Consider the following 25,419-nt stretch of genomic DNA (forward strand, 5'->3'; position numbering starts at 1 on the left):
CGCTGCGGCGAGGCGATGGCGGCCTCGCGACGCGGGCGGCGAAGCGCGTGCACCCCGCAACCCGTACCGTAACATTTTCGAGGTTTGGCCGTGACTGAGCAGGACTTTTTTCGCATCATCGCCGAAGAAGAGAACATCCGCGCGGAACAAGTGCAAGCCACCGTGGCTTTGCTCGACGATGAAAACACCGTTCCCTTCATCGCCCGCTACCGCAAGGAAGTGACCGGGGGGCTGGACGAGATCAAGATCATCGCGATCCAGGATCGCATGCGCTACCTGCGCCTGTTGGCAGAACGCAAGCAGACCGTGCTCAAATCGATCACGGAACAGGGCAAACTCACCGACGAGCTGGCTGCAAAAATCTCGGCCGCCATGAAGCTGCAGGAGGTCGAAGATCTTTATCTGCCCTACAAGCCCAAGAAACGCACCCGCGCCACCGTGGCCAGGGAAAAAGGCCTCGAACCGCTGGCGCAACGCATGTGGGAGCAGCAGGACACGGCCGGCGACCCCGAGCAAGTCGCGCTGGCGTTCGTCAGCGAGGACAAGGGCGTCAACAGCGTCAAAGAGGCGCTGGCGGGCGCCTGCGACATCATCGCGGAATGGGTGAGCGACGATGCCGACGTGCGCAAGCTCACCCGCGAGCTGACCTGGGATCACGCCAGCCTGCACGCCGAAGCGCGCGATCCGGAAAATCTCGATGTGTATGAGATGTACAAGGACTATCGCGATCCACTGAAGAAAGTCGTGCCGCACCGCACGCTCGCCATCAATCGCGGCGAACGCGAAGGCTTCTTGAAAGTGGCGATCGAGGCACCGGTGCCGGAAATTCTGGCGGATTTGGAAAAGCGTTTCCTCACCAATCCGGCCTGCATCTTCACGGATTACAATCGCGCCGCGATCAAGGACTCCTATGAACGGCTGGTGGCTCCGGCCATCGAGCGCGAGCTGCGCAACCGCCTTTCCGAAGTCGCGGACGAACACGCCATCAACATCTTTGCAGCGAACCTGCGCAACTTGCTGATGCAGCCGCCCACCCACGGCCACATCATCATGGGCATCGACCCGGGCTATCGCACCGGCTGCAAGGTTGCCGTGATCGACAGAACCGGCAAGTATCTGGCTGGCGAGACGATCTATCCGCACGAGCCGCAAAAGCGCTGGGATTATTCCAAACAGCAATTGCTCGAGCTGGCGCGCCAGCATCAGGTCAGCATCATCGCCATCGGCAACGGCACCGCCAGCCGCGAGACCGAGCAACTGGTGGCGGAGCTGATCAAAGATGCGGCCAGCGGCGAAAATCCGCTGGACCTGCGCTACACCATCGTGAGCGAAGCGGGCGCCTCGGTTTATTCCGCCTCCGAGCTGGCGCGGCAGGAACTGCCCGATCTCGAGGCGGCGCAGCGCGGCAACGTTTCCATCGCGCGGCGGCTGCTCGATCCGCTGTCCGAGCTGGTCAAGATCGATCCCAAATCCATCGGCGTGGGCTTGTATCAGCACGATGTCAACCAAACCCGGCTGGCGGAGTCGCTCGATCGGGTGGTGGAGTCATGTGTGAATGCCGTGGGCGTGGATTTGAACACGGCCTCGGCGGCGCTGCTGCATTACGTCGCCGGTATCACGCGCAGCGTCGCGGATAATCTCGTCGCCTTTCGCAACGAGAAAGGGCATTTCACCTCGCGCCAACAACTGCTCGAAGTCAAGGGCATCGGCCCCAAGGCTTTCACGCAGTGCGCCGGCTTTTTGCGCATTCCCAATGCCGATACGTTTTTCGACTCGACCGCGGTCCATCCCGAATCGTATGAAGCGGCGGAACGATTTCTGACGATTCTGGAGCTCACGCCCGAGATGGTGCGCACGCAGCGCCAGCGCTTCAATGAAATGATCAAAGCGCTGCACCGGCCGCTTACCGAGATCGCAGCGGAATGCCAGATCGGCCTGCCGACGCTGGAAGACATCATCGCCGCGATGGAAAAACCCGATCGTGATCCGCGCGAGGAAGCGCCCAAACCCATCTTCCGCCAGGATGTTCTGAAAATGGAAGATCTCAAGGAGGGCATGATTCTCAAAGGCACGGTGCGCAACGTGGTGGACTTCGGCGCGTTTGTTGACATCGGCGTGAAGCAGGACGGCCTGGTGCATCTCTCCGCGATGTCGCACAAGTACATCAAAAGCCCGCTCGAAGTCGTGGCGGTGGGCGATGTCATCGACGTGCGTGTGCTGCGTGTTGATCTCGACAAGGGCCGCATCGGCCTGAGCATGCTGCTGGACGGTGACCGGCGGCCGCCGGAGCGTGCGAAGCCGCAGGCGAAACCCGGCGGCGAACACAAGCCGCACGAACGCGGCGGCGGCAAACACCATCGCGAGCGCCGGCATGGCCGGCCGGAGAAACCGGCGCAAAGCGAAGGCAAGGAACAGAAAGCGGATAACAAGGGGCAACGGCCGGAACAGAAGGCGCGTCCGCCCAAGGAGCGCAAAGCCAACACCCGTGATGCGGAGAACTTTGCTGCGTCCTTGCAGCAACTCGTGAACAAGTATTCGAATCGCTCGTGAGCCGCCGGCCGCGGCCCGCCGGCGCTTGCGCCTCACGCGCAAACAAAATGCCCCTGGTCTTGGATGCAAGATCAGGGGCATTTTTGCTGGGTGATGCTGATTCGTGCCCGTCCAGAAAAGGGGAAAACCGCCGGGGCGGTTGACTCTATCGCGTGTGCAAGTTCAATAATCGCCGGAATCGTTCATTGCAAACCGCCCGGGCGGTGTTGTTTTCAGACGGACGTTAATTCTTCTTGTGCCCGGCAAAGCGGCCTTTGAAATAGGCCATCACCTCATCATCGGCTTGCGCGCGGCGGCCAGGAAGCTGCAGCCCGGGTGCGGAATTGCCCGGCTTCTGCGGTGTATTCGCCTTGTCTTGCGGCGAAAGCCCAACCGGGCGCTCCGCCAGCAGACCGGCCGGCGCCGGAGCGTTTCTTTCGGCGGTGCGGGCGTGCCGATATTCGTCCGCGAGGCGTTGCAGCTTGGCTTGGTGCTGCCGGGCCTCCTGCAGCGCAAGCGGATCATCGTGCATCATGCCGGTCAGCACCGGCGCCACCCGGGTGAACACCGCCACGACTTCCGAAGTCACTTTGAACAGGTTGCGCAACACCCGTTCGGCAATCTCCTCCAGCGTGCCGGCATATTCCGCGATCACGGGAAAATCCAGCGCCTGTGCGGTTTCATTGATCGAGGTCATGGACATGCGAATGCTCTGCCAGGTCTCTTCGTCGCTGGCACTCGCCATCAAAAACACGACGGCTTCCTGCAGCGCCTGCAAATGGGCATGATTCTTTTCCTTGAAGGCTTTCAGCTTTGAGGGAGTTGCACCCGGCCGTCTGGCGGATTCAGCGGCGGGCGCAGCCACGGCTGCCGGCTTGGTCGCGGGTTGTGCAAACTGCACCGGCAATGAGGGTGGAACGAATTCCGGTTGCGTTTCCAACTCCTGGGCTGCCGCGATTGGCGGCACGGGCAAAGGCGAAGCCGGTGCCGCAGGTTCGGGCGCTTCCTGCTGGGGCAACAGCTCGGACGGCGGCGCAGGCGGCGGTGGTGGGACTTGCTCCGGCGCGGGCGCTTCTGCAACAACCGGCGGCATGAACAGGGCCGGTGCTGCCACCGGCTTGGCAGTCTCGCGCGGCGCCGGTATTTTCTCCACGCGCGTGGCAGTTTTTTTTGCCGGACGTGATGGTGACGGCGCCGGTGTTTCGACCAGCGGTGTGGCCGGGCTTGCCGGCGGCAAGGCGGGAGCGGCTGGCACTTCGGCGCGGGCCGGCTGCTCGGCAACGGGGCGCGGGTGCGCATGGGCAGCGGCCGCCGCATCTTTCGTCAAACGCAGCCGCCGATCGGCGCCGAGATGCACATTCCTGCCTTCTTGAAAATTGGTAACGATCACCAACGCACGGATGGTGTTGCCCATTTCCGGATCGATGCGCGCGCCCCAAATGATCTTGGCAGAGGGATCGAGTTTCTCGGCGACGATCTTCATGATCGTGCGCGTGTCTTTGAGCGACATCTCCGCGCCGCCGGTGATATTGATCAAGGCGTTGCGCGCGCCGGCAATGTCGATGTCCAGCAGCGGGTTTTGCAGCGCGCTTTCGATGGCACGCTGCGCGCGCTCCGGACCGTCGCTTTCGCCCAAACCGATCATGGCCGCGCCGCCGTTTTGCATGATCGCCCGGATGTCGGCAAAATCCAGATTGACCATGCCCTTCATCGTGACCAGTTCGATGATGCCCTTGACGGCGTTGACCAGAATCTCGTCAGCCACTTTGAAAGCCTGGCCGATGGGAAGATCCGGCACGATGTCATAGAGCTTGTCGTTCTGAATGATGATGATCGTGTCTGCATTCGCGCGCAATTTTTCCAGGCCGAGGCGGGCGTTTTCCCAGCGCATGACGCCTTCTTCCCAAAAAGGCAGCGTCACCACGGCGATGGTCAGGGCGCCGAGGCGTTTGGCGGTTTCCGCGACGATGGGCGCGGATCCGGTGCCGGTGCCGCCGCCCAAACCGCAGGTCACGAAAACCATGTCCGCGCCTTGCAGCGCCTCTTCGATTTCCTTCTTGCTTTCGCGCGCGGATTCTTCTCCGATCTGCGGATTACTGCCGCCGCCCAGCCCCTTCGTCAACACGCGGCCGATCAAAATCTTGTCGTGCGCCTTTGCACTCAACAGATCCTGTGCGTCGGTGTTGATCGCAAGTGTTTCCACGCCTTGCACCCCCACCTCCAGCAGACGCGTCACCGTGTTGTTGCCGCCACCACCACAGCCGACCACGCGGATGCGGGTTTGGTGAGATTGCAGGAGGGCCTCGAGCTCTTGGTCTTTGTCCACTGGCATCGCCGTGATGTTTTTGTCAGCCACTTGAAGTTTCACGTATCCCTCGATCAGACTGATAAGCCTCTCGCACAACGGGATCGAACCCTTGCTTTAATAGGTGCATATACCTACCTTGCAAGTGGTTGCGGACGCCAGCAGCCGGCTCTGGAGCAAGGTGGAATAAAGCTTGCATTGGGAACAACACCAGGAACGGACTGCCGTCTTATCTTGAGATCAACCATGAGCAAACTCAAACTCACTCGCGCCCTCCTTCTGGCTGTGGCGATAACTGCCGGCGCCCTGTTCGCGCAAAGCGAAAGCTTACGCGGCCAGAAAGTGGAGATAGATTCACTCTTGCAGCGGCTGCTTGAAGTGCAGGCAAAGCAAAAAGTTATGTCCCGCCAAGCCGACAGCTTGGCACGCTCCATCAGCAAGATCAAGCAGCGCCAACTCTCGCCGTTCGAAGCCCGCACCCTAGAATCAGCACTGACACGCTCGCAAACCGTTGCAGACTCGCTGCAGGCTCTGCAGCGGCGTGAGCAGGGCGTCGATCGCTTGCTGCGGCAAAAAGCTGAATTATTGCTCAGAAATCTGAACGATGAATTGTCGCGCCTGGTAGAGAGCGGCAAGGAAGCAAAGAAGTCGGGGAACCGCAGCCGGCGTGAAAACGTTGCCCGAGAGATTCAAACCTGCCGGCAATGGCAAGCCTTCTGTCAACAAATTCTGGCAGAACCGCCACCGGCCATTGTCATCTATGAAGTCCGCGCCGAGCCGGGTGATGACGAGATCACGCTCAAGCGCAAGGCCGATTTTCTCCGCGATCAGGCCGACCGGCTGGAGCGGGACGTCAAGCGCCTGGGACAGAAGCTCAGCGAGATTCGCGCTGAAGACCAAATGCGCCAACGCGTGAATGAATTCGCTGCCGACCTCGCCCTGCTCGAACCCTTGAATGAAGGCCTGCGCAGCAGCGGTCGCAGCACCTCCGGCTTCACCCAGGAAGGAAGCGGGCCGGTTGATTTCGAAACGGAAACCAGAACCTCGGACATCCTGCCCCCGTCGCTGCCGACCGGCACGGTCGCAGCCTTCAGCCTGCCGGCGAACACCGCCGAGCTATCCGGCCAGGATTTGCGGCGATGGCAGGAACGCCTGCAGCGCCTGTTGGAGCAGCGTGAGTTGCAGGCCGACAGTCTAAAGAAACGCGCCGACGAACTGGAAAAACTCAGCCGTGCGCGCGCCCGCTGAAGCTGGCTGCGGGCCAGAGTCGTTTTGTGCAGATCAGCCGCGGCCGGGCCGCGGCTTTTCGCGTTTATCATCTCAAGCCCAAGCACAACGAGTGATTCCCCAAAAGCGAGCACCCAGCGGTTGGAACCAGCCATTGCGAACGTTTCTCCCCATCTCACTCTTGCGCCGTTGTCTTTTGCCCCTTGCCAGTTGTTTGATCCTGCCCCTTCCTGCCCTCGCCCAAAAGCCCTGGCAGCTTGACTATCGTCTGCAGGCCGGCTTCGAACATGACAGCAACATCTATGAAGCGAGCACCACGGCAATTTCAGCGCCGGTGGGCCGCATGCTGTTGCATGGCAAGGCCGAACGCGTGAGCGAAAACTTCAGACTGTTGCTCGATCATTCCGGCGCGCTGTTGCTCTATCACGATCACAATGACGAGCACAAGCTGGTGAATGATCTCAAGGCCGGCGTCACCGTGCGGGCGGCAGATTGGCTGCGCCTCAACGCCCGGGGTGAAATCATGCACAAAAACTATCTCAACGCCGCCTCCGATTATGCCACTGCCGCCGGCACGATCAGCGCCGCGTTCGGACTCAGCGACCGCCTGGCGCTGGAAGCCGGTGCGGAGAACGGCCAGCTCGACTACGCTGCTTCGGATTCACTGTTTGACTACACCTTCCTGGGCGCGTTTCTCCTTCTGCGGCAGCGGCTGAGCCAGCGAACAACAATTGAACTCTCGGCGCATGCGCGAACGCTGGACTATTTGCGCCGGGCTTACCTCGACTTTGGCCCAGCCGGTGTGCGGCGCAGCCGCGATCCGCAAAACGATGACTTCAAGGCGGTACGCCTCATTTTCACCGTCAGCCGCAGATGGTTGTTGCGCGCCAGCCTGGAGGCCCAGTTCAATCGCTCCAATAGCCTGGGTTACGATTACGATCGCCTGCGCCTGCAATTGCTCGCCGCCTGGAGTCCGGCCAAGCGTTGGCTGCTGCGCGCCTCCGCGCTCATGCAAAGAAAAAGCTACGGCGACCCCACCCCTCCCATCGTGCCACCGGAATTCGATGCCGAGCGCGAACAAAGCAACAACCTCATTCTCGACCTCTCGCGTGACCTCTCCGATGAGCTTGTGCTGCTCACCCGCATCGCCCATCACGATAACGAATCGCCGGTGCGTGGTGTGTTCTATCGCAAGACCGTTCTCTTTGCTGGTTTTGAACTACGTTTCTGAAGCTTCAAAATTCTGCCGATGGCCTCAGCTTTCTGAAAGTTCCCAGCCAAGCTCTCCGCCAAACATTTCATCGATTCACCCTAATTCATTGATTCTCAGGTCACAAGCACCGGTTTGCGAATGGCATCGCGCTTGCAGTCAGCCACTTGCGCAAGAGCAGCCGATGGGAGACGCTGCTCCTATCAAACTGGATCAAACAACACAGAAAGGCAAGCTTGCCATGAATCACCGCACAACTCACTTCGTGCTGATGGCCGCGACGCTGGCACTGTTGGGCTGCGGCCGCGCCAACTTGTTCGAGGCGAGTGAAAATCGGAATGCGGATCCGATGCTGAAGGCCAATGGCGAAGTGACCATTGCGCTGGATGTCGCCGGCGGCCTCGCCGGCGTTCAGCAAAATCTCACCATTTACGCCAACGGCTACACGCGCTTTGTCGATGTTCAAAGCGGCCGAGGCGAAATCGTTGCCAGCCTCAGTCCGGAGCAATACGGCGAGCTGGTCGCCCTCTTTCTGCATTCAGATTTTCTGCATCTCGACGATCGCTACATGCTGGAGAATACCGCCGACGCGTTTGCTTACGAGGTTCAGTTCAACTATGCCGGCAGCCGCAAGCGCGTCGTCACCGACAACCTGGAGGCGCCGGCCGGCTTGCAGGCGATCATCGCCCGGCTGTCGGAATTGATTCGGGAACTCACCGATAAATCGCTGACGCTCGAGCTGACGCTGGATCGCGCCGAATTGCAGCACGGCGAAAGCGTTACGCTCACGCTGCTCGCCGCCAATCAAACGCGCAACACTTTGCGGCTCCATACCGGCGGCCAGAAATTCGACTTCTTCGCCTATCCGGCGGCAGTGCTCAGTCCTGTGCCGCCGTCAGGCCTGCACGGCGCAGAGCCGGTGTGGCGCTGGGCTGCGGACAAAGCCTTCATCGCCATCGTGGAAGAGATTGCGCTGGCCCCCGGCGAGAGGCTGCAGTACAGTGTCGTATGGGAGGGCAAAGCCAATTCCGGTGAGCTGTTGGAGGGAACGTACTACGTGGGCGCGCGCCTGACCGCCTCGCCCGGCGGCAGCACTGCGCTGCACGAACTGAGAATCACGAAACGCTGATCGGCAAGGACCTTGTTGGGAAGGCTGATTATGAAAAGGATCGCTGCCTTGGCCGCCATCATTCTGCTGCCGCTGGCGTGTGAACACGCCGACGCGCTCTTGCTGGAAGGCGGCAGCCCGTCCGGCGCACGTGCGCGTTGGCAGGCGCTGCAGTGGCAGAACTACAGCTTCGAGCAACAACGCCAAAGTGCCTGGGGCTCACAATGGTGCAGGATCATGGTCCCAGGCAAACAGGTGACGGAAGTGCTCGGGCTGAACGGCGAGCGGCTGCCCTTGACCGGCGACATTCGAAGCATCGACCAGATCTTCGAGTGGCTGGAGGAACTGCGCAAGCAGAAGCCGGACTATCTCGCGGTCGAATATCATCCGCGCTACGGCCATCCCACGAAGATCACGCTTAATCCCAACTGCCGCAACACAGACGATGAGCTCTCGCTCAGCCTCGAGCATGCACAAGCAGAGCCATGATGCAGGCTTCCAGCCTGCAAACGAAGGCAAGCTGGAAGCTTGCGCTAAGATACCTTTGCGGTCGTAATCGTCTCTGCAGAGAAATGCTAGACTCGACAACTCTGCCACGCTGAAAAGCTTGAATCTACCGCATGAGGTTGCGGCGGTGCGTGTCCACGGTTTTGGCGAAGATTTTGGGGTGAAGGGCGATGGTTTTGGAGTTATCTCCCCGAGCAAGCAACCGCAATACCTCCAGCTCCCGGCCCTCGAGAATTGCGACCAGCACAGCAAACGGCCCCACAATAACCGAATGACTGGGCCACGGATGAACACGGATTCTCACGGATTTCATGTCTTGGCTTCATCCGTGTCGATCCGTGGCTAACGCTCCTCACTCCCCTTTCTAAGCGATCTTTTCCCCATTGGAAGAACACCGGCTGCCGGCGGCATTCCCGGCGGAAGATGGCCGCAGCAGCCGGTTGTTGAACCAACCTCATGCACCAAGCAAAATGCCACGTGTTCCGCGGTTTGGAAAACGTGGCATTCTTGCTGGAGACGCAGTTCACTCGAGGCGCCCGCGCGCGCGGAAAGATTCCCGCAACGCCGACAACGTTACTTGACCACAACCAGCCGCTTGCTTGCAGTGAATTCTCCGGCCTTCACGCGATACTGATAGGTTCCGGTGGGCACATACGCGCCGGCATCACTTCTGCCATCCCAAACCAGGCGGTACACACCCGGAGGTTGCGTTCCGGCAAACAAGCGGCGCACGACCTGGCCCTGCAGATTGAAAATCGTCACTTCCACCGGCGCGGGTTCGCTCCCGGAAGCCAGGCGGCCGGGCAAATCATAGCGAATGACCGTGCCTTGCGCCAGGCTCTGTCGCGGAACGGGATTGGGAAAGTTTTGATAAAGCCGGAATTGGCGCGGCGCCGCGGCGGTTTCACTTTCGCCGAGATCAAAGCTGACTTGCGCGCTCTGCAAATCGTCAGTGAGATGCGAAACGGCAAAGGTGTTGTTGTCGATTGCAGCGCCGTGGGTGCGAAACAGCACGTCGAGAATGGCGACCGGTGCGGCCGAGGCCAGCGGCTCGACGTGAAAACCGCCGATCACGATCATTCCCGGCAAATACTGGCTGCCGTCGAGTCCGACCCAATCGGCAGTGGCAGTGGTACGCTCCACGCTCACAAACTGCAGATCGCGCACCGGATACTGCAGCAGCAATCCAAATGCTTCGAAAGGTTGCGCCGCGGCCAGCTCGAGGCGCAGCCGCAGTTGCCCTTCACCGCCCGGGCCTTGGGTCAGGCGCAGGTGCGCGATGCCGGCAGCTTTGCCGAGAGCGCCGCGCGCAAAACATTCGGCGGGCGGCAATGCCTGCAGGCCGCGCGTAAAGATGGCGAGCGCGTCGCGGGCGGTGATGGTGTTGTCGCAATTCACATCCGCCGCAATCAATTCACATTGAAACTCCGGCAGATCACAACTGGCCGGCAGAATCCCGCCGTTCAAGTAGGTTTCAAAGGCGCAGAAGGCATCGCCGGCGGTGAGGCGTTTGTTGCTGTTCACGTCACCGTCATGCTCGCAGGGCGCACCGAGAAAATAGCTGCAACAAACATTGAGGCCGGCAAGATCGTCGGTCAGATCCGTGAGCTTGAGGGCACTGGAATCGCCGGCGCTGGCGGTGACAGCGAAACGCAGCTTGAGCAGCGCACCGTCGCTGTTGGCCGGAATCGCTGTGGTGCCGAAGCCGGCGCAGATCAGCGTGCCGGGCTGTAACTGGCGCGCAGTCGCCGCCACAAATGAGGAAGACAGATTGCCGGGTCCGGCGTCCACGAACTTGAGATGCGCAGGATCATACTGCAGGCGATGGCCGAAGGCGGCAATCGATTTTGGATTTTGCTTGACGCGAACATCGAGCAGGAGCGTGTCTCCGCGTTGCTCAGTCAGAAGCCCACCGGCCGCGCCACCGCTGGGCGCAAGGTAAAGCGCGGGACCGCTGCAATCCAGCAGATCACAGCCGGTGCAAATCACGCTGTTGCGGCAGCCGCTCGCGCCGGCGGCGTCGTGGGCGAGTGCAGTGATGGTGAGATGGCTGGTGTCACCGATCGCGCATGCCGCCGTGAAGTAGAGGCGGAACAGCACACCGTCGCGTTGTGCGGGAATCGCGACGTTGTTGCTGCCGCTGCACGCCAGCAGGCCCTCGCCGATCGGCTGGCATTGCGCGGCAAAGAAGCCGGTGAGCAACTCGCCGCGCACGGCGCGCACGAAAGTGAGTCGTGCCGCCGGGTAGTTGATATTGAAACCAAAAGCATCAACCGGCTGGGTGAAACCGCGCAGCCGAACTTCGACTTCCACCAGATCATCCGGCTTGGTGCGAATGGGCGCATTGAACGCTGCACCGGGCGCGGCGATCCCAATCGCCGGGCCGTCACACGCGCCGGGTTGTGGATTCCTGGTAATCAGATAATTGCAGCAGCCTGCCATGCCTTCCAGATCGTCCGCGAGATTGCTCACCGTGATGATCGAGGTGTCCGCTGCTGCCGGGGATGGTCCAATCGCCACAAAACACAGCGTAACCAGCACGCCCGAGCTGTTGGCGGGAATGCCGAGGCCGCTGAATCCGGAACACGACAACATGCCGGGCTGCGTCTGGTTGCAATCGGAAGCCATGAAGTGTTGCACCAGCGGTCCGCGCTGGGTGCTCTGCAGAGTCAGGCGGGTGGGATCGAATTGTACAGTATAGCCATAAGCATTCACCATCAGCGGGTTCTGTTCCAGGCGAATATCGACACACACGGTTTCGCCGCGTTTGGCGATGATCGGCGCGCCGCGCTGGCCGCCTTGCGGCACGGGAAAGACAGCCTCCTCCGGACAGGCGCGCGGATCACAGCCGGCCAGAGTTTGCGCGGGACCAATACCGGCGGCGTCATCCGCTTGCGGTGCACGCGCGAAGGCAGTCAAGGCAGAGAGCACAATGACAGTCAGTGCGAGGAAGATGCGGAAACTCGGAACCGCGAGGGCAGAATGAGGGCGTAAAAGAGACGGTTGCATCGGCTCCTCCCTTACAGTTGGACTTTTGTCGCCCTGGCCAGTCCTGGCAGGATTGAACTTCCTAATGGCTCAACAGCCAGTCACAAAAATGTTTCAGGCTGAAAATCTGTCTCGCGCTGAAACTAGCAGCGCGGCTGTAATTCCCAAAAAATCAGCCTGGCGGTCTGAATGGTGCAAATGCCAGGCCCAAAAGCGCAGGCTGTTTTTCGCTTCCGGCACGGCGTGGGAGCGCTGGCCTGCGCGCCTGCCCTGAAATGCAAAAGCCTGTTCGTGGTGGGGAACAGGCTTTCCTGCCGGAACTGGTGGCAACATATGGTGAATCGGAAATCGCCTAGTGCTTTGTTGCCTTGATTTGTATTTATGCTTCCACGGGTCATTCAGAAGGAATCTGGTGAAGTATCTGGCACCGTGCGCACAACTTCACCGGCTCCTTGCAGGATGACATTGGTGGTCGCAACACATTTCAGGGTAACAGACCGCTAGACTTCCATGATTTCCGCTTCTTTCTTTTTGAGAATTTCATCGATCTTGGCGGCATGCGCATCGGTCAGGCGTTGCGCCTCTTTCTCCAGTTTCTTCTCCTCGTCCTCCGAGATGGTGCCGTCCTTTTTCTCCTTTTTGAGATGTTCGATGGCGTCGCGGCGCACGTTGCGCACGGCCACCCGGCCTTCCTCGGCGAGCTTTCGGCACAGCCGGATCAAATCCTGCCGGCGTTCTTCGTTGAGCGGGGGAATGGGGACGCGGATGACATTGCCGTCATTCTGCGGATTCAGCCCCAAATCGGACTTCTGAATCGCTTTTTCGATTTCACCGATCAGGCTTTTCTCCCAGGGCTGAATCGTGATCAACCGCGGCTCCGGCGTGTTGATATTGGCGACCTTGCTGAGCGGGACTGCCGAACCGTAGTACGAAACCCGGACGCTGTCGAGCAGGGCGGGCGAGGCTTTGCCCGAGCGGATTTTGCTCAACTCGCTGCGCGTGCTTTCCACGGCTTTGTCCATCCGTGTTTCTGCGTCTTTGGTGATTTTATGTGCCATAACCGTCACCGATCCTTCCTTGCCAATAAAGGTTCAGAAAACTTGCTATGCACTGGTTTGCGAAATGGCGTCTGGGGAAACCGTGGTGCCGATGCGCTCCCCCAGAATCACGCGTTTGAAATTTCCCGGCTGGGTCAGGTTGAACACTACAATGGGCACGCGGTTGTCCATGCACAGTGTCACCGCCGTGATGTCCATCACCTTCAAGCCGCGCTTGACGATTTCGATATAACTGAGCTGATCGAATTTTCTCGCCTGCCGATTGACGAGCGGATCTGAGTCGTAAACGCCGTCGACCTTTGTGCCTTTGAGTATGGCATCGGCTTGAATCTCGATCGCGCGCAGCGAGGCGGCGGTGTCGGTGGTGAAATAGGGATTGCCGGTGCCGGCGGCGAAGATGACCACCCGGCCTTTTTCGAGATGGCGGATGGCCCGCCGGCGGATGAAAGGCTCGGCAATTTGCTCCATGCGGATGGCGGTCTGCACGCGAGTGAAAACGCCGACGCGCTCCAGGCAATCCTGCAGCGCCAGGCCGTTGATCACGGTGGCGAGCATGCCCATATTGTCGGCCTGCACACGATCCATGCCGCGCGCGCGGGTGGAGAGGCCGCGAAAAATGTTGCCGCCGCCCACCACGATCGCGATTTCAACGCCGAGCGCTTGCACCGCCTTGATCTCCAGCGCGATGGATTCGATCACCTGTGAATCGATGCCATGCCCCTGGCTGCCCATCAGCGCTTCGCCGCTGAGTTTCAACAGCACGCGTTTGAAGGCCGGTCGCTCTGTCGCGATCGGCGCACGGGCGGCCGGTCGCACAGCTTCTTCGGATTTCATGGTTCAGTTTCTCTTGCGGTGAACGCGGCCAGGCAACGTCGGCGAGACGCCGGTTGCGGGCCGTCCTCAGGCGGGTCGGGAAGGGAATGCGGGCAGCATTGCGAATCGGAAGCGGGCGGCCGCCGTAAGTTCGTTCCGGCCACCTGAAGACGTTTTACCGCGCGCTGACGAGTAAAGACGACTCAGGCCCGACTGTCATGCCAGCCGAGCCTGGGGTCTACTTCACAACCTCATTCGCCGAGCTGAAAACGCACGAAGCGGCGAACGCTGATATTCTCACCGAGTTTGGCGATGGTCTCGGTGATCACCTGGCTGATCGTGCGATTGGGATCCTTGATGAAGCTTTGCTCGATCAGCACGTTGTCCTGGTAGAATTTTTCGAGCTTGCCCTGGGCGATGCGCTCGACCACGTTGGCGGGCTTCTTTTCATTCTGCGCCTGCGAGCGGTAGATCTCCATCTCCTTCTCGATCAGCTCGGCGGGCATTTGCTCGCGCGAGACCACCTTGGGATGAGAGGCCGCAATCTGCATGGCAATATCACGCACCAGGGTGCGGAATGCCTCCGTCTTCGCCACGAAGTCGGTTTCGCAGTTCACCTCGACCAGCACGCCCAGCCGGCTGCCGGGGTGGACGTAGGCTTCGATCATGCCTTCATTGGTGGCCCGGCCCATTTTCTTCTCGGCGGTCGCCGCGCCCTTCTTGCGCAACCACTCGATGGCCTTTTCCATATCACCGCCGCTTTCGGCCAGGGCATGCTTGCAGTCCATGATGCCGGCGCCGGTTTGTTCGCGCAGTTGTTTGACAACTTCAGCAGAGACAGCCATGCAGCAAACCTCCAGTTGAAATCTTCTGCAATTCAAATGATCACGATCACAGGCAGCCCAACGGGGCTGACCGCGCCCCGGCTGCGGTGCCGGCGCTCACGCTTCCACGCCTTCTTCTTCGGCGAATTCGCGCTCATCCATCCGCTTCTTGAAGGTCTCCTCGTCGCTTTCTTCCTCTGCGCTGATCATCTCTTTCTGCAGGCCGCTTTGCGCTTCCAGCACCGCATCGGAAATCGCCCGAGAGATCAGGCTGATGGATTTGAAGGCGTCATCGTTGCCGGGAATGGGGTAGGCAATGGGGGACGGATCACAATTGGTATCGACGATCGCGGCCACCGGAATGCCGAGCTTGTTGGCCTCCGCCACGGCAATCGCTTCCTTGCGCACATCGACGACAAACAGCGCCCCAGGCAGCCGCGTCATCTCGCGGATGCCGCCCAGCACTTTTTCGAGTTTCTCGCGCTCGCGCTCCAACGACAGAATCTCTTTCTTGGTGATTTTGTCATAGGTGCCGTCGGTACTCATTTTTTCGATATTCTTGAGCCGCTTGATGCTTTTTTTGATCGTGCTAAAGTTGGTCAACATGCCGCCCAGCCAGCGCTCGGTGACGTAGTACATGTTGCAGCGCTCCGCGGCGTCTTTGATGACGTCCTTCGCCTGCTTTTTCGTGCCGACGAACAAGACCTTGTCGCCGCCCCGCACGATCTGCCCCAGCGACTGCATGCCGAGCTGCAGGGACTCCAGGCTCTTCTTCAGGTCGATAATGTGAATGCCGTTGCGCTCCATGAAAATGTACTTTCGCATTTTCGGATTCCAACGGCGGGTCAGGTGGCCGAAGTGCGTTCCGGCAACCAGCAAATCTTGCAAGGTGACATTCATTTGATAGAACTCCATAAATGAGGGTTGATGCTCCTGAGCTTCCGTCGCTGCTGCAGCGCCGGGAAGATCACGAGCCCCGCGCACGCCAGATCGGCTTGGCGGGTCCGCCATTCGGCCGACAACAGGCTCCGCTGTTCCCCGCAGGGAAACCCTTGAGCCCGGGCACGAATGTGTGTGATTTGAAGAAAACCTCCCAGCCGGGTCCGGCATCGCAGCAATGGCGTTGGCATGCCATGCCGAACCATTCGTTTGGGGAGGAGACTAACGCTTCGAGAATTGGAAACGCTTGCGTGCACCCTTCTGGCCGTATTTCTTGCGCTCTTTCATGCGCGAATCGCGGGTGAGAAAACCGGCGACCTTGAGGGTTTTGCGATATTCCCCGGCCTGCAGCAAGGCGCGAGCGATGCCCATGCGCAGGGCGCCGGCTTGACCCGCGAGGCCACCGCCGTCCACATTGGCATGGATGTCGAATTTGCCCATGGTTTCCGTGGCCTGCAGCGGCTGCTCGATAATCATCTTCAAGGTTTCACGCTTGAAGTAATCCAGCAGGGGTTTTTTGTTGACAACGATGTTGCCCGAACCCGGCAGCAGCCGAACTCGCGCTTGAGAATGCTTGCGCCGCCCCACGGCGATGAATGCAACGGTTTTCATGAACTCCTCTGCTGATGAATGCCAATCTAATTGAGCTCGATAGGCTCGGGTTTCTGTGCCGCATGCGGATGCTTGCCGCCGGCGTAAACTTTCATCTTGAGAAATTGTTGATGGCCCAGGGTGTTGTGCGGCAGCATGCCCTTCACTGCCCGCTCGATCACACGCGCCGGCTGACGCTTCAGTAAGCTGGTGAAGCTCTCCTGCCGAAGGCCGCCGGGATAGCCGGTAAAGTGCGTGTAGGTCTTGATCGACGCCTTCTTGCCGGTCAAAATGACCTGGTCGGCATTGATCACGACCACATAATCGCCAACATCGACGTGAGGCGCATACTGCGGCTTGTGTTTGCCGCGCAGGAGATGCGCAATCTGGCTGGCGAGCCGCCCCAAGACCTTGCCTTTGGCATCAACCAAAAGCCACTTTTGTGCGACTTCACCCTTTTTCGGCATGTACGTCTTCACTGCTGACCTCGCTTTGAGCTTTCAGGTGGAAAAAACGCGCAAAAACGCTTCCCTTTTCGATAACAGACGGCAATTATAGGAAATCCGCCCCAAAGAGTCAAGCCATTTTTCTGGAGAAGAGTTGGTCTTTCCATCGGATTTTATTCAGGATACCGTGACTTCACCGCGGCGGCTTGCTCACCCGGATTTAGACTTCTGAAATTATTGACGATCACCTCGATCTCATCCTCGTGGATCGTGCGGGCATCCAGCCAAACGCGATCATCCCGCACATAACCCACAACCGGCGTCGGCCCCAGCCGCAAGGCTCTCGCCAGCTTCGCGGCTGACAACTCACGGCTGCGCACGGTCACGGCACAGCTTGGGATTCTCGCGATGGGCAATGCACCGCTGCCGGCCTCGCTTTCCGTCTCTTGAATCTCCACAAGCAACCGCTCGCCGCAGACGGCAAGAATTCCGCCGTACAGGCGCTGCGCCCGCTGCTGCACCAACGACAGTTCTTCCACCATCATCTCGATGACACGGTGTCGCACAGCCAGGCTTTCCGGATGGAGGAACAAACGCAACGTACTCTCGAGCAAAGCCAGGGTCAGTTTGTCGCACCGCAGCGCGCGCATGAGAGGATTCTTTTTGACGCGCTCCACCAGCTTGCGCTCGCCCACGATTAAGCCGCATTGCGGACCACCCAGTACCTTGTCCCCGCTGAAAGTCGCCAGGTGAACGCCGGTGCGTATGCTCTCTGATACCACCGGTTCATAGGGCAATCCCCAGATGCGCAAATCAACCAAAACGCCGCCGCCGAGATCATGCACCACCACCAAATTGTGCCGCCGCGCCAATTCCACCAACTCACGTAACTCGACCTCGCCGGTAAAGCCGAGAATGCGGTAGTTGCTCGGATGCGCCACCAAGATGGCGGCGGTCTTGGGCGTGATGGCCTCGGCATAATCCTGCAGCTTGGTCTTATTGGTGGTGCCGACTTCGACCAATTTGGCGCCGCTCTTTTTCACCACTTCCGGCATGCGAAACGAGCCGCCGATCTCCACCATTTGGCCGCGCGAGAGCAAGACTTCCTTTCTCTCCGCGATCGTATTGAGCGTGAGCAATACCGCCGCCGCATTGTTGTTGACAACGCAAGCGGCTTCGGCGGCGGTCAAGGCGCACAGCAGATCCTCTACATGTTGTCGCCGGTCGCCGCGCTTGCCGGTTGCGAGATCGATCTCCAAATTGCAGTAACCGGCCAAAATCTCTGGCAGCGCCTGCACCGCCGCCGTTGACAACACCGCGCGCCCCAAGCCGGTGTGGAGAATTATGCCGGTGCCGTTGACGACGCGCTTCAAACGCGGCACAAACAGCAGGGCCGCCTGCGCCGCCGTGCGCTCCAGCGCCAGGTCGAGCGCCATGGCTTCATTAATCTGCGTTGGCGCTGCCTGCTGCCATTCCCGCCGCAGGGCCGCAACCGCGCGCCGCGCGCACGCGGTCAGCAATTCCGGTGAAAGGCGCGTGCGCTCCGTTTGCAGGCGTTCATGCTGCACAATTCTATCGACCGCCGGCAGATAACGCAATGCCGGCACGCCGGTGGTTTCGTTCGACAAAGTCTCCTCCGCAAAGCTTTCACTGGTGGCCTCAAATTACCACGCTCTCTCTGAAAAGCAAGCAAAAATCCGGCGGTCGCCTTGACTCTTTGCCAAAGCTGTGGCATATTCCGCGGGCACGCATATCGGCACCGTTGGGCTGACGCGGCCCGAATTCGGGACTGGCGCGTGCGTCCAACGAACGAAACAGCAACTGCAGTTCTCAAACGGGAGCACTTCATGTTTTGTCCCAATTGCGAAGCAGAATATGTTGCAGGCATCTTCCTCTGCTCGGACTGCAATCTGCCACTGGTCTCCGAGCTTCCCGAAAAACCCGCGCCTTCGGCGGCAATTCCATACGTGCGCGTGCTCGCCACCTTCAATTCCGCTGATTTGATCGTCATCCAATCCCTGCTCGAGGATGCGGGTCTGGATTATCACATCGAAGGGGAAAACTTCCACTACCTCGGCTTTCCGCTGGTGGAATCCGTCAAGCTGCATGTGCGTGCCGATCAGGCCGAAACCGCACACGCCTTGCTCGCGGACTTGGATTTGCGCGGCTGGGCCATCTCTGCCGATCCGGAGGGCGATGATGAATTTGACACCCGCGAATGACAGCCACACATCTGCCGCAGTGAAAGACCATGATCCTGACAATCACCCCGAATCCCATGCTGGACAAAACGCTGTGGGTTCCGCGCTTGGAGCACGGCCTCACCCATCGCGCCGGCCGGCTGGCTGAAATCACGGGCGGCAAGGGCCTCAACGTTTCGCGCGCGCTGCTCAGTCTGGGAGAAACCACGCTGGCCACGGGATTCCTGGGTGGGCATACGGGCGCGGCCATCCGCCATTTATTGGATGCCGAGAAAATTCCGCATGCGTTCATCGAAATTGCCGCCACCACACGCACCGGCTTCACGGTAACGGAAACGGAAAACAACCGGCACACCGCAGTATTCGAGCCGGGCCATCATTTGCAGGCGGCGGAGGTCGAGGCCCTGCTTGCTTTCGTGCAGCAAATGTTGCCACAGTGCCGCGCCCTCGCGCTCTGCGGCAGCATGCCGTGCCCCGGCTTCGATCACATGTACGCCGATTTGATTCATCTCGCGGCCGCCCGCCATGTGCCGGTGTTTCTCGACAGCTATCATGCCCCGCTGCGATTGGGCTTGGCAGCCGGCCCACAATTCTTGAAGCCGAATCGCGATGAGCTGCTCGCGACTCTCGGCCTGGACATGCGCGCGGCGGCGCATCATCGCCAGGCGCTGCGCCTGTTGGCGGAATCGGGCGCGACACACATCTTCGTCACCGACGCGGAGCGGCCGGTTCACCTGCTGGCCCAGGGCATTCACTATCTCGCAGTGCCGCCCGCGATCACCTGCGTCAACCCACTCGGCAGCGGCGATGCACTGGTGGCGGCATTTCTCTACGGCTGGCTGCGACAAATGCCGGAGGAAGAATTGCTGTGCTTCGCGATCGCGGCGGGCAGCGTGAATGCCGGCAATCCGCTGCCGGGCTATGCCAATCTCGAGGAGATTACCGCGCTTGCGCCTCGGGTTCGCCTGGAACGCATTTGAAAGTCTGAAATGTCCGTGGCTGCAACCGCCGCCGGCCGCGCCGTCCTTGACAAATTCAAACAATCGAGTTTCGCATGAAAAATCCTCTTGTTCTGGTGCTGATTGTGCTTGTCGCCGGCTTGGCGGCCACCACTGGTTATTTTTTCAATCGCTACCGGCTGGCGCAGCTTGATCTCGCGCGGCAAAATGAGCGGCTCGCGGAGTCGGACAGCCGCGTGCAGGCGCTGCAGAGCCAAACCGCGGCGCAGACGCAACAGTTGCAGCAGGAAGTCGCGAGGGTTACGCAGGAAAAAGATGAAGAAATCACCCGTCTGTCCGGCACGCATGCAGAGCTGATCAACGAGCTTCACAATGAGATCGAACAGAAGGAAATCCAGATCACCCAGCTTGCCGATCGTTTGTCGGTGAGGCTGGTGGACAAGATTCTCTTTCCCTCCGGCGAGGCGGATCTCAGCGCCGCGGGCGTGCAGGTGTTGCAGCGCGTCGGCAACATCATCAAGCACGCGCAAGATCAAATCATCCGGGTGGAGGGCCACACCGACAATGTTCCCATCGCAGCGCGCCTGCAGGCGCAGTTCCCCACCAACTGGGAGCTTGCCGCCGCGCGTGCCACCAATGTCGTGCGCTTCCTGCAGGAAAGTGTGGGCATAGCGCCGGAGCGCCTGCAAGCGGTCGGATTGTCGCAGTATCATCCCATTGACAGCAATGAAACCGTTGCGGGCCGCAGCCGCAACCGGCGCATTGAGATTTTGCTGCTGCCGATGAGCCCTGTTGCAACCACGGCACCGCAGCAGTGAAACGGCTTTGCATGCGCTTTGACGCGAATCTGTTTGGGTGATTCGTCCGAGTCGTTATCCCGTAGGCCACAAGGCGCTCAAAGTCAGAACAAGATTCTGAAAGATTCTTCACCACCAGGCAAACATTTGAACCGCGGAGACCCAGAGAGCGCAGAGCTGCACGATCCCAAAAGCCTTTCTCTGCGTTCTCGGCGGTGAGCTTTTGAGGTGAATGGCGAGGGGCGTGTGCCCCAATCTTCACAAGATCCTTACTGGATGACAACTGGATGACAACTGGATGACAACTGGATGACAGGTGGATGACAGTGGTGGTGGATACCTCGTGCGAGACAACAATGTACGAATCGGGCTTATTGCCGCCCGCGTGGCTTCAGAATTCAGCTAGACTGAAATCTGAAGCCCTGCGCCGCGAATTCCGAGCTGATCCTGGCAACGCATGCCAAAATTCCACGGCGCCGGCATGAAGGCGCCTGGAAGGAAAATGAGAGACACCGTGAAGAAGATCGAATTGGCAGCCGTGCAATCAATGCGAGATGCATTGGAGACGATTGCAGACGGACGCGCCGCATTGCGAGTGGCCGCAAGAGAGAGCAGAGTGTGGGGCAAGGCGCAGCGCCTGCTGCAGGTTTTGGCGGCCCTGGCGGCATTGCAGCTCAGCGCCTGCTTGCGCCCCTACACCGCGATGGAACATTCGCAACAACCCGAAGTCCGCGTCGGCTTGATTCTGGGAGCGGCGCAGGCACAATTCGAAGTGGCGGATGAATTCACCGTGCGCAGTGCCGAGGGCAAGCCTCTGGCCTCTTCGTTGAAAGGCGGAACTTGGGCCGTCACAGCCGGCGACGAGACTCAAAATCACCTGACTCTGCAGGCACGCGACGGCGCGCAGCAATTCTCTCTGCCCAACGGCTTTGAGATTCAAGCCGGTGAAATGAGCCTGGCGCTTGCCAATGGCGAACGGCGCACGTATCACGGCCGCCTGCGATTTCATCGTCTGGCCGGCGGCAAAATCGCCACGGTCAACGTGCTGCCGGTCGAGCACTATCTCGCCGGCGTGTTGCCGGCGGAGATGAATGCGCAATTTCCGCTGGAGGCGTTGAAGGCGCAAGCGATCGCGGCGCGCAGCGAAGTCATGATCAAACTCCGGCAAAAAAATCAAGCGGAGATCTACGACATCTGCGGTGATGCAAGCTGTCAGGCCTATGCCGGCAAGGGCAATCGTTCGGCGCTGACCGATCGCGCGGTCAATGAGACCTTCGGCCTGGTGTTGGCAACGCCGCAGCGTGACATTGTGAATGCGCCCTACGCCAGCGTGTGCGGCGGGCACACCGAAAACAATGAGCAGATTTGGTCGGGCCATGCGCGGCCGCATCTGCGCGGTGTGTATGATGGGAGCGCGCCCGCCGGTGTCGCCGCGCTCGCCAACGAAGACAGCGTGCGTCTCTGGCTGACGGAGAACCCGCCAGCTTACTGCAATCTCACCGCCGCGGCCGTGCCCGCAGGCCTGGCGTACAGCCGCAAGTATTTCCGCTGGCAATTCACCTTCAGCGCAACGGAATTGCGCGACAACATTCGCAAACAGACCGGCGAGGATTTCGGCGACCTGCTCGATTTGCAGCCGCTCAGCCGGGGCGTCTCCGGCAGGATCACGCGGCTGCGCGCCATCGGCACGAAAAAAAGTTTCGAAATCAACCGCGAGCTTGCCATTCGCCAGGCGCTTTCGCCACAAACGCTGTGGAGCAGTCTGTTCGTGATCGACCGCACGGCTGCTGCCAACGGTGGCGTGGCTGAATTCACTTTGCGCGGCGCCGGCGCCGGGCATGGCGTCGGCATGTGCCAAATCGGCGCGGCGAGGATGGCTCTGGCCGGCAGCAGCCATGAGACTATTCTCGCGCATTATTACACCGGTGTCCGCATCATACGGGCCTATTGACAACACTCGCCTCCCGCCCAGACAACAGACTCAGCGCGCAGCAATGACCACGCAGCTCTCGATTCGCCAACTGCGCACGCACGCCGAATATCGCGCGTGCGTGGCGCTGCAAAAAGAGACGTGGGGCACCGTCTTCACCGAGATGGTCCCGCCCTCGCTCCTGCTGGTGAGCCAGAAGATCGGCGGCGTGGCAGCGGGCGCCTTCGATGAAAACGAGCGTCTGATCGGTTTCGTGTTCGGACTCACCGGCGTGAAGGAGGGCCGGTTGGTGCATTGGTCAGACATGCTGGCGGTGCGGCCGGAACTGCGCGATCGCGGCATCGGCAGACGCCTAAAATTGTATCAACGCGAGCTGGTGCTGGCGCTGGGTGTGCGCACAATCTACTGGACATTTGATCCGCTGGTGGCGCGCAATGCGCATCTCAACTTCAATGGTCTGGGCGTGACGGTTGAAGAATACGTGCCGGACATGTACGACAGCGATTCGCCGAGTGATTTGCATCGCGGCCTGGCGCTCGATCGCCTCGTGGTGGCATGGCATATTTCTCCCGAAGCGCCGGCTGAACCGCAAACCGACCTGAGTGAAGCCACGCGCACCCGCTTCGCGCATGCACCGATCATCAATCTCCAAACCTCGCAAACCGCCGCTGCCGGCAATGCCGAGGCAGTCCTGCCGTTGCACGAACGCATTCGCCTTGAAATTCCATCAGACCTTCAGGCACTCAAGGAACATTCACTTGAAGCCGCGGTGCGCTGGCAGGCTGCCGTGCGTGCCGCATTTCTCTTCTATTTGCAACAGAACTATCGTGTCGCCGGCTTCTATCGCGAGGCCGGCACCAGCCGTTGCTTCTATGGTCTGCAAAGCAGCGCGACGGCATTCTGATCGCTGCGCGCCCGCTGAAGCAAGGAGGCCGCGGGCATTGTGCCTGCCGGGCCGATGACGCCAACTTGACCAAAGGGTCGCCTGCATGCTGCAAATCGAACGTCTCACACTGCGCGAGATTCGCCTGCCGCTCAAAGAACCCTTTGAGATTTCCTCCGGCACAGTCAAAGATCGCCGCGTTTTTCTGCTGCAACTGCGCGAAACCGGCGGCCGCACCGGCTGGAGCGAATGCGTGGCCGGCGAAGAGCCAAACTACACCGCCGAGACAGTGGAAACCGCCTGGATCGCGTTGCGCGAGTGGATTGCGCCGCGCGTGCTCGGCTGCCAGTTCAACCACCCGCGCGAGATTTTTCCGCTGCTCGAACAGAACTTCCGCGGCCACCAGATGGCGAAGGCCGCCTTGGAAATGGGCGCGTGGGAATTGGCCGCGCAAATCGAGGGCGTGCCGCTCAGCCGGCTGCTCGGCGGCACCCGCACGCACATCGCTGCCGGCGTTTCGCTCGGCATTCAAAAGAGTCCGGCGCTGCTGGTCGAGCAGGCGCTCGCCGCCCAAGCACGCGGCTATCGCAAGATCAAAGTCAAGATCAAGCCGGGCGCGGATCTGGAGTTCGTCGCTGCCGTGCGTGCCGCGCTCGGCCCGCAGGCGCCGCTGATGGTGGATGCCAACAATGCTTTTTCCCTGGCTGATCTCGAACTGCTGCAGAAACTCGACGATTTCAATCTCATCATGATCGAACAGCCGCTGGCATGGGATGATATCGTACGGCATGCCGCGCTGCAAAAACGGCTGCGCACGCCGATTTGTTTGGATGAATCGATCACCGGCCTGGCGCAAGCCGAAGACATGGTCACGCTCGACAGCGGCCGGATCATCAACATCAAACCCGGCCGTGTCGGCGGCTTCACCGCCGCAATTGCGATTCATTATTTCTGCGCGCAACACGGCATCCCGGTGTGGTGTGGCGGCATGCTGGAAAGCGGCGTGGGCCGCGCGCACAACGTGGCGCTCGCCTCTCTGCCCAACTTCGTGTTGCCGGGTGATCTCTCGCCCAGCAATCGTTATTGGGAACGCGACATTGTGACGCCGGAATGGACGATGTCGGCGGACGGCATGGTCACCGTGCCGCTGGAAAAACCGGGCATGGGTGTCACCGTGAATTTGGATCGCGTGGATGATTTGACGGTGCGGTGTGAGACGGTGGAGAGAAGGACATAATGCTGCATGGAAACATCGGACCGGCGTGGGTGTCATTCCGCTGGAAGTCTTTCCGTGTGTCGATTTGATTCACGCAGATCCGGCAAACCGTGCTGTTTGGGTAGTGGATGTCGGAATTCGATGCCAACCTTATTCAGGTCTTATCTGGCTGCGCTCTTCCTCGAGCTTCTTATACGAGCGAAGCTCATAGCTTTGCAAGAACTGATAGGTGGTGCCAGATGCATTCGAAACCCATGCAGAGCGCATACGGTTTCGAATGCGCTCAGCCAGACCCGACAAGCCGCTCGTGTATTTCATTTGCACCCAGGAAAGCCTGCCGTCTGGCTGGACGTGACATTCGAAGGTCAAGACCCCCTCAAGATCGGGATTAGCCCTCAAAGCTGCGCCATACTCAAGAATAGTAATTGACCGGAGCAAATCGTCAACGGCCTGGTGGTTCGCCGGTGGCAAATCCGAATAGGATGGTGCCGGCACGGATTCCAGCGGTTTGACGTGAGGGGTTTGCCCAAATGGAATTTCGAAGGCGGAGGGAAAATCTTCAAATGCGCTGCGGCTGGGATCAGGCAAGACTCGGGGAGATGCCTGTAGCATCTGCCGTTCGAACTGCTGAAGCCTCTTCTCGTGTTCTGCAATCCGTTCTGTCTGTAAAGAATCGGCTTGGTGATTCCTGGTGTTTTCCTCGTGCTGGCGAGACCAGGCCTGCTCCATCTCTTCCAGGTATCTCCCAACACCGACGCCGAACGCTACCACCGGGCCAAGAACACCCAGCAGTATGCCGAATTGCTTCCACGATTTCGATCCAGGCGATTCATCCTTCTTTTTCTGCGGCATGGCGTGACTCCTTTATGCAAGTCACCGACACACGGG

General features: G+C 60.0%; 22 protein-coding genes. 11 read left to right on the top strand and 11 right to left on the bottom strand.

Features of this window, described 5'->3' with window-relative positions; genetic code table 11:
* Positions 1 to 90 precede the first annotated feature (90 nt).
* Complete coding sequence (locus L6R21_17830) at positions 91 to 2,550, top strand: RNA-binding transcriptional accessory protein (protein MCK6561060.1); 2,460 nt, start codon at positions 91 to 93, stop codon at positions 2,548 to 2,550.
* A 223-nt stretch (positions 2,551 to 2,773) separates the two neighbouring features.
* Here L6R21_17830 and ftsZ read toward each other — a convergent pair whose 3' ends face one another.
* Positions 2,774 to 4,855, bottom strand: a complete 2,082-nt coding sequence (ftsZ, locus tag L6R21_17835; protein ID MCK6561061.1) for a cell division protein FtsZ — start codon at positions 4,853 to 4,855, stop codon at positions 2,774 to 2,776.
* On the opposite strand from ftsZ, the gene L6R21_17840 reads away from it, so the two are divergent.
* The 4 genes from L6R21_17840 (at position 4,811) to L6R21_17855 (ending at position 8,868) form a co-directional block, all read left to right on the top strand.
* A complete protein-coding gene (locus L6R21_17840; GenBank protein ID MCK6561062.1) occupies positions 4,811 to 6,082 on the top strand; it encodes a hypothetical protein in 1,272 nt (423 codons plus the stop codon). The genes ftsZ and L6R21_17840 overlap by 45 nt on opposite strands.
* Before the next feature lie 193 nt (positions 6,083 to 6,275).
* A complete protein-coding gene (locus L6R21_17845; protein ID MCK6561063.1) occupies positions 6,276 to 7,292 on the top strand; it encodes a hypothetical protein in 1,017 nt (338 codons plus the stop codon).
* Between the two features lie 220 nt (positions 7,293 to 7,512).
* On the top strand, positions 7,513 to 8,400 hold the full coding sequence (locus tag L6R21_17850) for a BsuPI-related putative proteinase inhibitor (GenBank protein MCK6561064.1): 888 nt from the start codon (positions 7,513 to 7,515) through the stop codon (positions 8,398 to 8,400).
* Positions 8,401 to 8,430: 30 nt separating this feature from the next.
* Positions 8,431 to 8,868: a DUF6174 domain-containing protein gene (locus L6R21_17855; GenBank protein MCK6561065.1), complete on the top strand. Its 438-nt coding sequence runs from the start codon at positions 8,431 to 8,433 to the stop codon at positions 8,866 to 8,868.
* A gap of 124 nt (positions 8,869 to 8,992) precedes the next feature.
* Here the strand turns inward: L6R21_17855 and L6R21_17860 are convergent, their stop codons facing one another.
* From L6R21_17860 to selA, 9 genes are all read right to left on the bottom strand, one after another.
* The gene (locus tag L6R21_17860) at positions 8,993 to 9,199 is read right to left on the bottom strand and encodes a LuxR C-terminal-related transcriptional regulator (protein MCK6561066.1); all 207 of its coding nucleotides are present in this window, start codon (positions 9,197 to 9,199) and stop codon (positions 8,993 to 8,995) included.
* Positions 9,200 to 9,459: 260 nt separating this feature from the next.
* Entirely contained in the window at positions 9,460 to 11,805 is a 2,346-nt protein-coding gene (locus tag L6R21_17865; protein MCK6561067.1) for a cohesin domain-containing protein, read from the bottom strand.
* Between the two features lie 569 nt (positions 11,806 to 12,374).
* Positions 12,375 to 12,932, bottom strand: a complete 558-nt coding sequence (frr, locus tag L6R21_17870) for a ribosome recycling factor (GenBank protein ID MCK6561068.1) — start codon at positions 12,930 to 12,932, stop codon at positions 12,375 to 12,377.
* Between the two features lie 45 nt (positions 12,933 to 12,977).
* Positions 12,978 to 13,766, bottom strand: a complete 789-nt coding sequence (pyrH, locus tag L6R21_17875) for a UMP kinase (GenBank protein ID MCK6561069.1) — start codon at positions 13,764 to 13,766, stop codon at positions 12,978 to 12,980.
* Positions 13,767 to 13,996: 230 nt separating this feature from the next.
* A complete protein-coding gene (gene tsf, locus L6R21_17880) occupies positions 13,997 to 14,590 on the bottom strand; it encodes a translation elongation factor Ts (protein MCK6561070.1) in 594 nt (197 codons plus the stop codon).
* A 96-nt stretch (positions 14,591 to 14,686) separates the two neighbouring features.
* Positions 14,687 to 15,469, bottom strand: a complete 783-nt coding sequence (gene rpsB / locus L6R21_17885) for a 30S ribosomal protein S2 (protein MCK6561071.1) — start codon at positions 15,467 to 15,469, stop codon at positions 14,687 to 14,689.
* A gap of 261 nt (positions 15,470 to 15,730) precedes the next feature.
* Complete coding sequence (gene rpsI / locus L6R21_17890; protein ID MCK6561072.1) at positions 15,731 to 16,120, bottom strand: 30S ribosomal protein S9; 390 nt, start codon at positions 16,118 to 16,120, stop codon at positions 15,731 to 15,733.
* A gap of 26 nt (positions 16,121 to 16,146) precedes the next feature.
* On the bottom strand, positions 16,147 to 16,578 hold the full coding sequence (rplM, locus tag L6R21_17895; GenBank protein ID MCK6561073.1) for a 50S ribosomal protein L13: 432 nt from the start codon (positions 16,576 to 16,578) through the stop codon (positions 16,147 to 16,149).
* A 140-nt stretch (positions 16,579 to 16,718) separates the two neighbouring features.
* Positions 16,719 to 18,173, bottom strand: coding sequence for an L-seryl-tRNA(Sec) selenium transferase (gene selA, locus L6R21_17900; GenBank protein ID MCK6561074.1), 1,455 nt, complete (start codon positions 18,171 to 18,173; stop codon positions 16,719 to 16,721).
* A 219-nt stretch (positions 18,174 to 18,392) separates the two neighbouring features.
* Between selA and L6R21_17905 the strand changes: the two genes are divergently transcribed.
* From L6R21_17905 to menC, 6 genes are all read left to right on the top strand, one after another.
* Entirely contained in the window at positions 18,393 to 18,767 is a 375-nt protein-coding gene (locus tag L6R21_17905) for a DUF2007 domain-containing protein (GenBank protein ID MCK6561075.1), read from the top strand.
* 29 nt (positions 18,768 to 18,796) lie between these two features.
* Entirely contained in the window at positions 18,797 to 19,726 is a 930-nt protein-coding gene (locus L6R21_17910) for a 1-phosphofructokinase family hexose kinase (protein MCK6561076.1), read from the top strand.
* Positions 19,727 to 19,800: 74 nt separating this feature from the next.
* Positions 19,801 to 20,523 carry an OmpA family protein gene (locus L6R21_17915; GenBank protein MCK6561077.1) on the top strand — a complete coding sequence of 241 codons (723 nt, stop codon included), beginning with the start codon at positions 19,801 to 19,803 and terminating at the stop codon, positions 20,521 to 20,523.
* 481 nt (positions 20,524 to 21,004) lie between these two features.
* Entirely contained in the window at positions 21,005 to 22,453 is a 1,449-nt protein-coding gene (locus tag L6R21_17920) for a SpoIID/LytB domain-containing protein (GenBank protein ID MCK6561078.1), read from the top strand.
* 43 nt (positions 22,454 to 22,496) lie between these two features.
* Positions 22,497 to 23,336 (top strand): GNAT family N-acetyltransferase, encoded by an 840-nt coding sequence (locus L6R21_17925; protein ID MCK6561079.1) that lies wholly within the window; start codon positions 22,497 to 22,499, stop codon positions 23,334 to 23,336.
* 85 nt (positions 23,337 to 23,421) lie between these two features.
* Positions 23,422 to 24,552: an o-succinylbenzoate synthase gene (gene menC / locus L6R21_17930; GenBank protein MCK6561080.1), complete on the top strand. Its 1,131-nt coding sequence runs from the start codon at positions 23,422 to 23,424 to the stop codon at positions 24,550 to 24,552.
* 129 nt (positions 24,553 to 24,681) lie between these two features.
* On the opposite strand, the gene L6R21_17935 is transcribed toward menC, so the two are convergent.
* Positions 24,682 to 25,383 (bottom strand): hypothetical protein, encoded by a 702-nt coding sequence (locus tag L6R21_17935; protein ID MCK6561081.1) that lies wholly within the window; start codon positions 25,381 to 25,383, stop codon positions 24,682 to 24,684.
* Between the last annotated feature and the right edge of the window lie 36 nt (positions 25,384 to 25,419).

This window comes from bacterium (genome assembly GCA_023150945.1).
Classification (GTDB): Bacteria; Zhuqueibacterota; Zhuqueibacteria; order Zhuqueibacterales; family Zhuqueibacteraceae; genus Coneutiohabitans.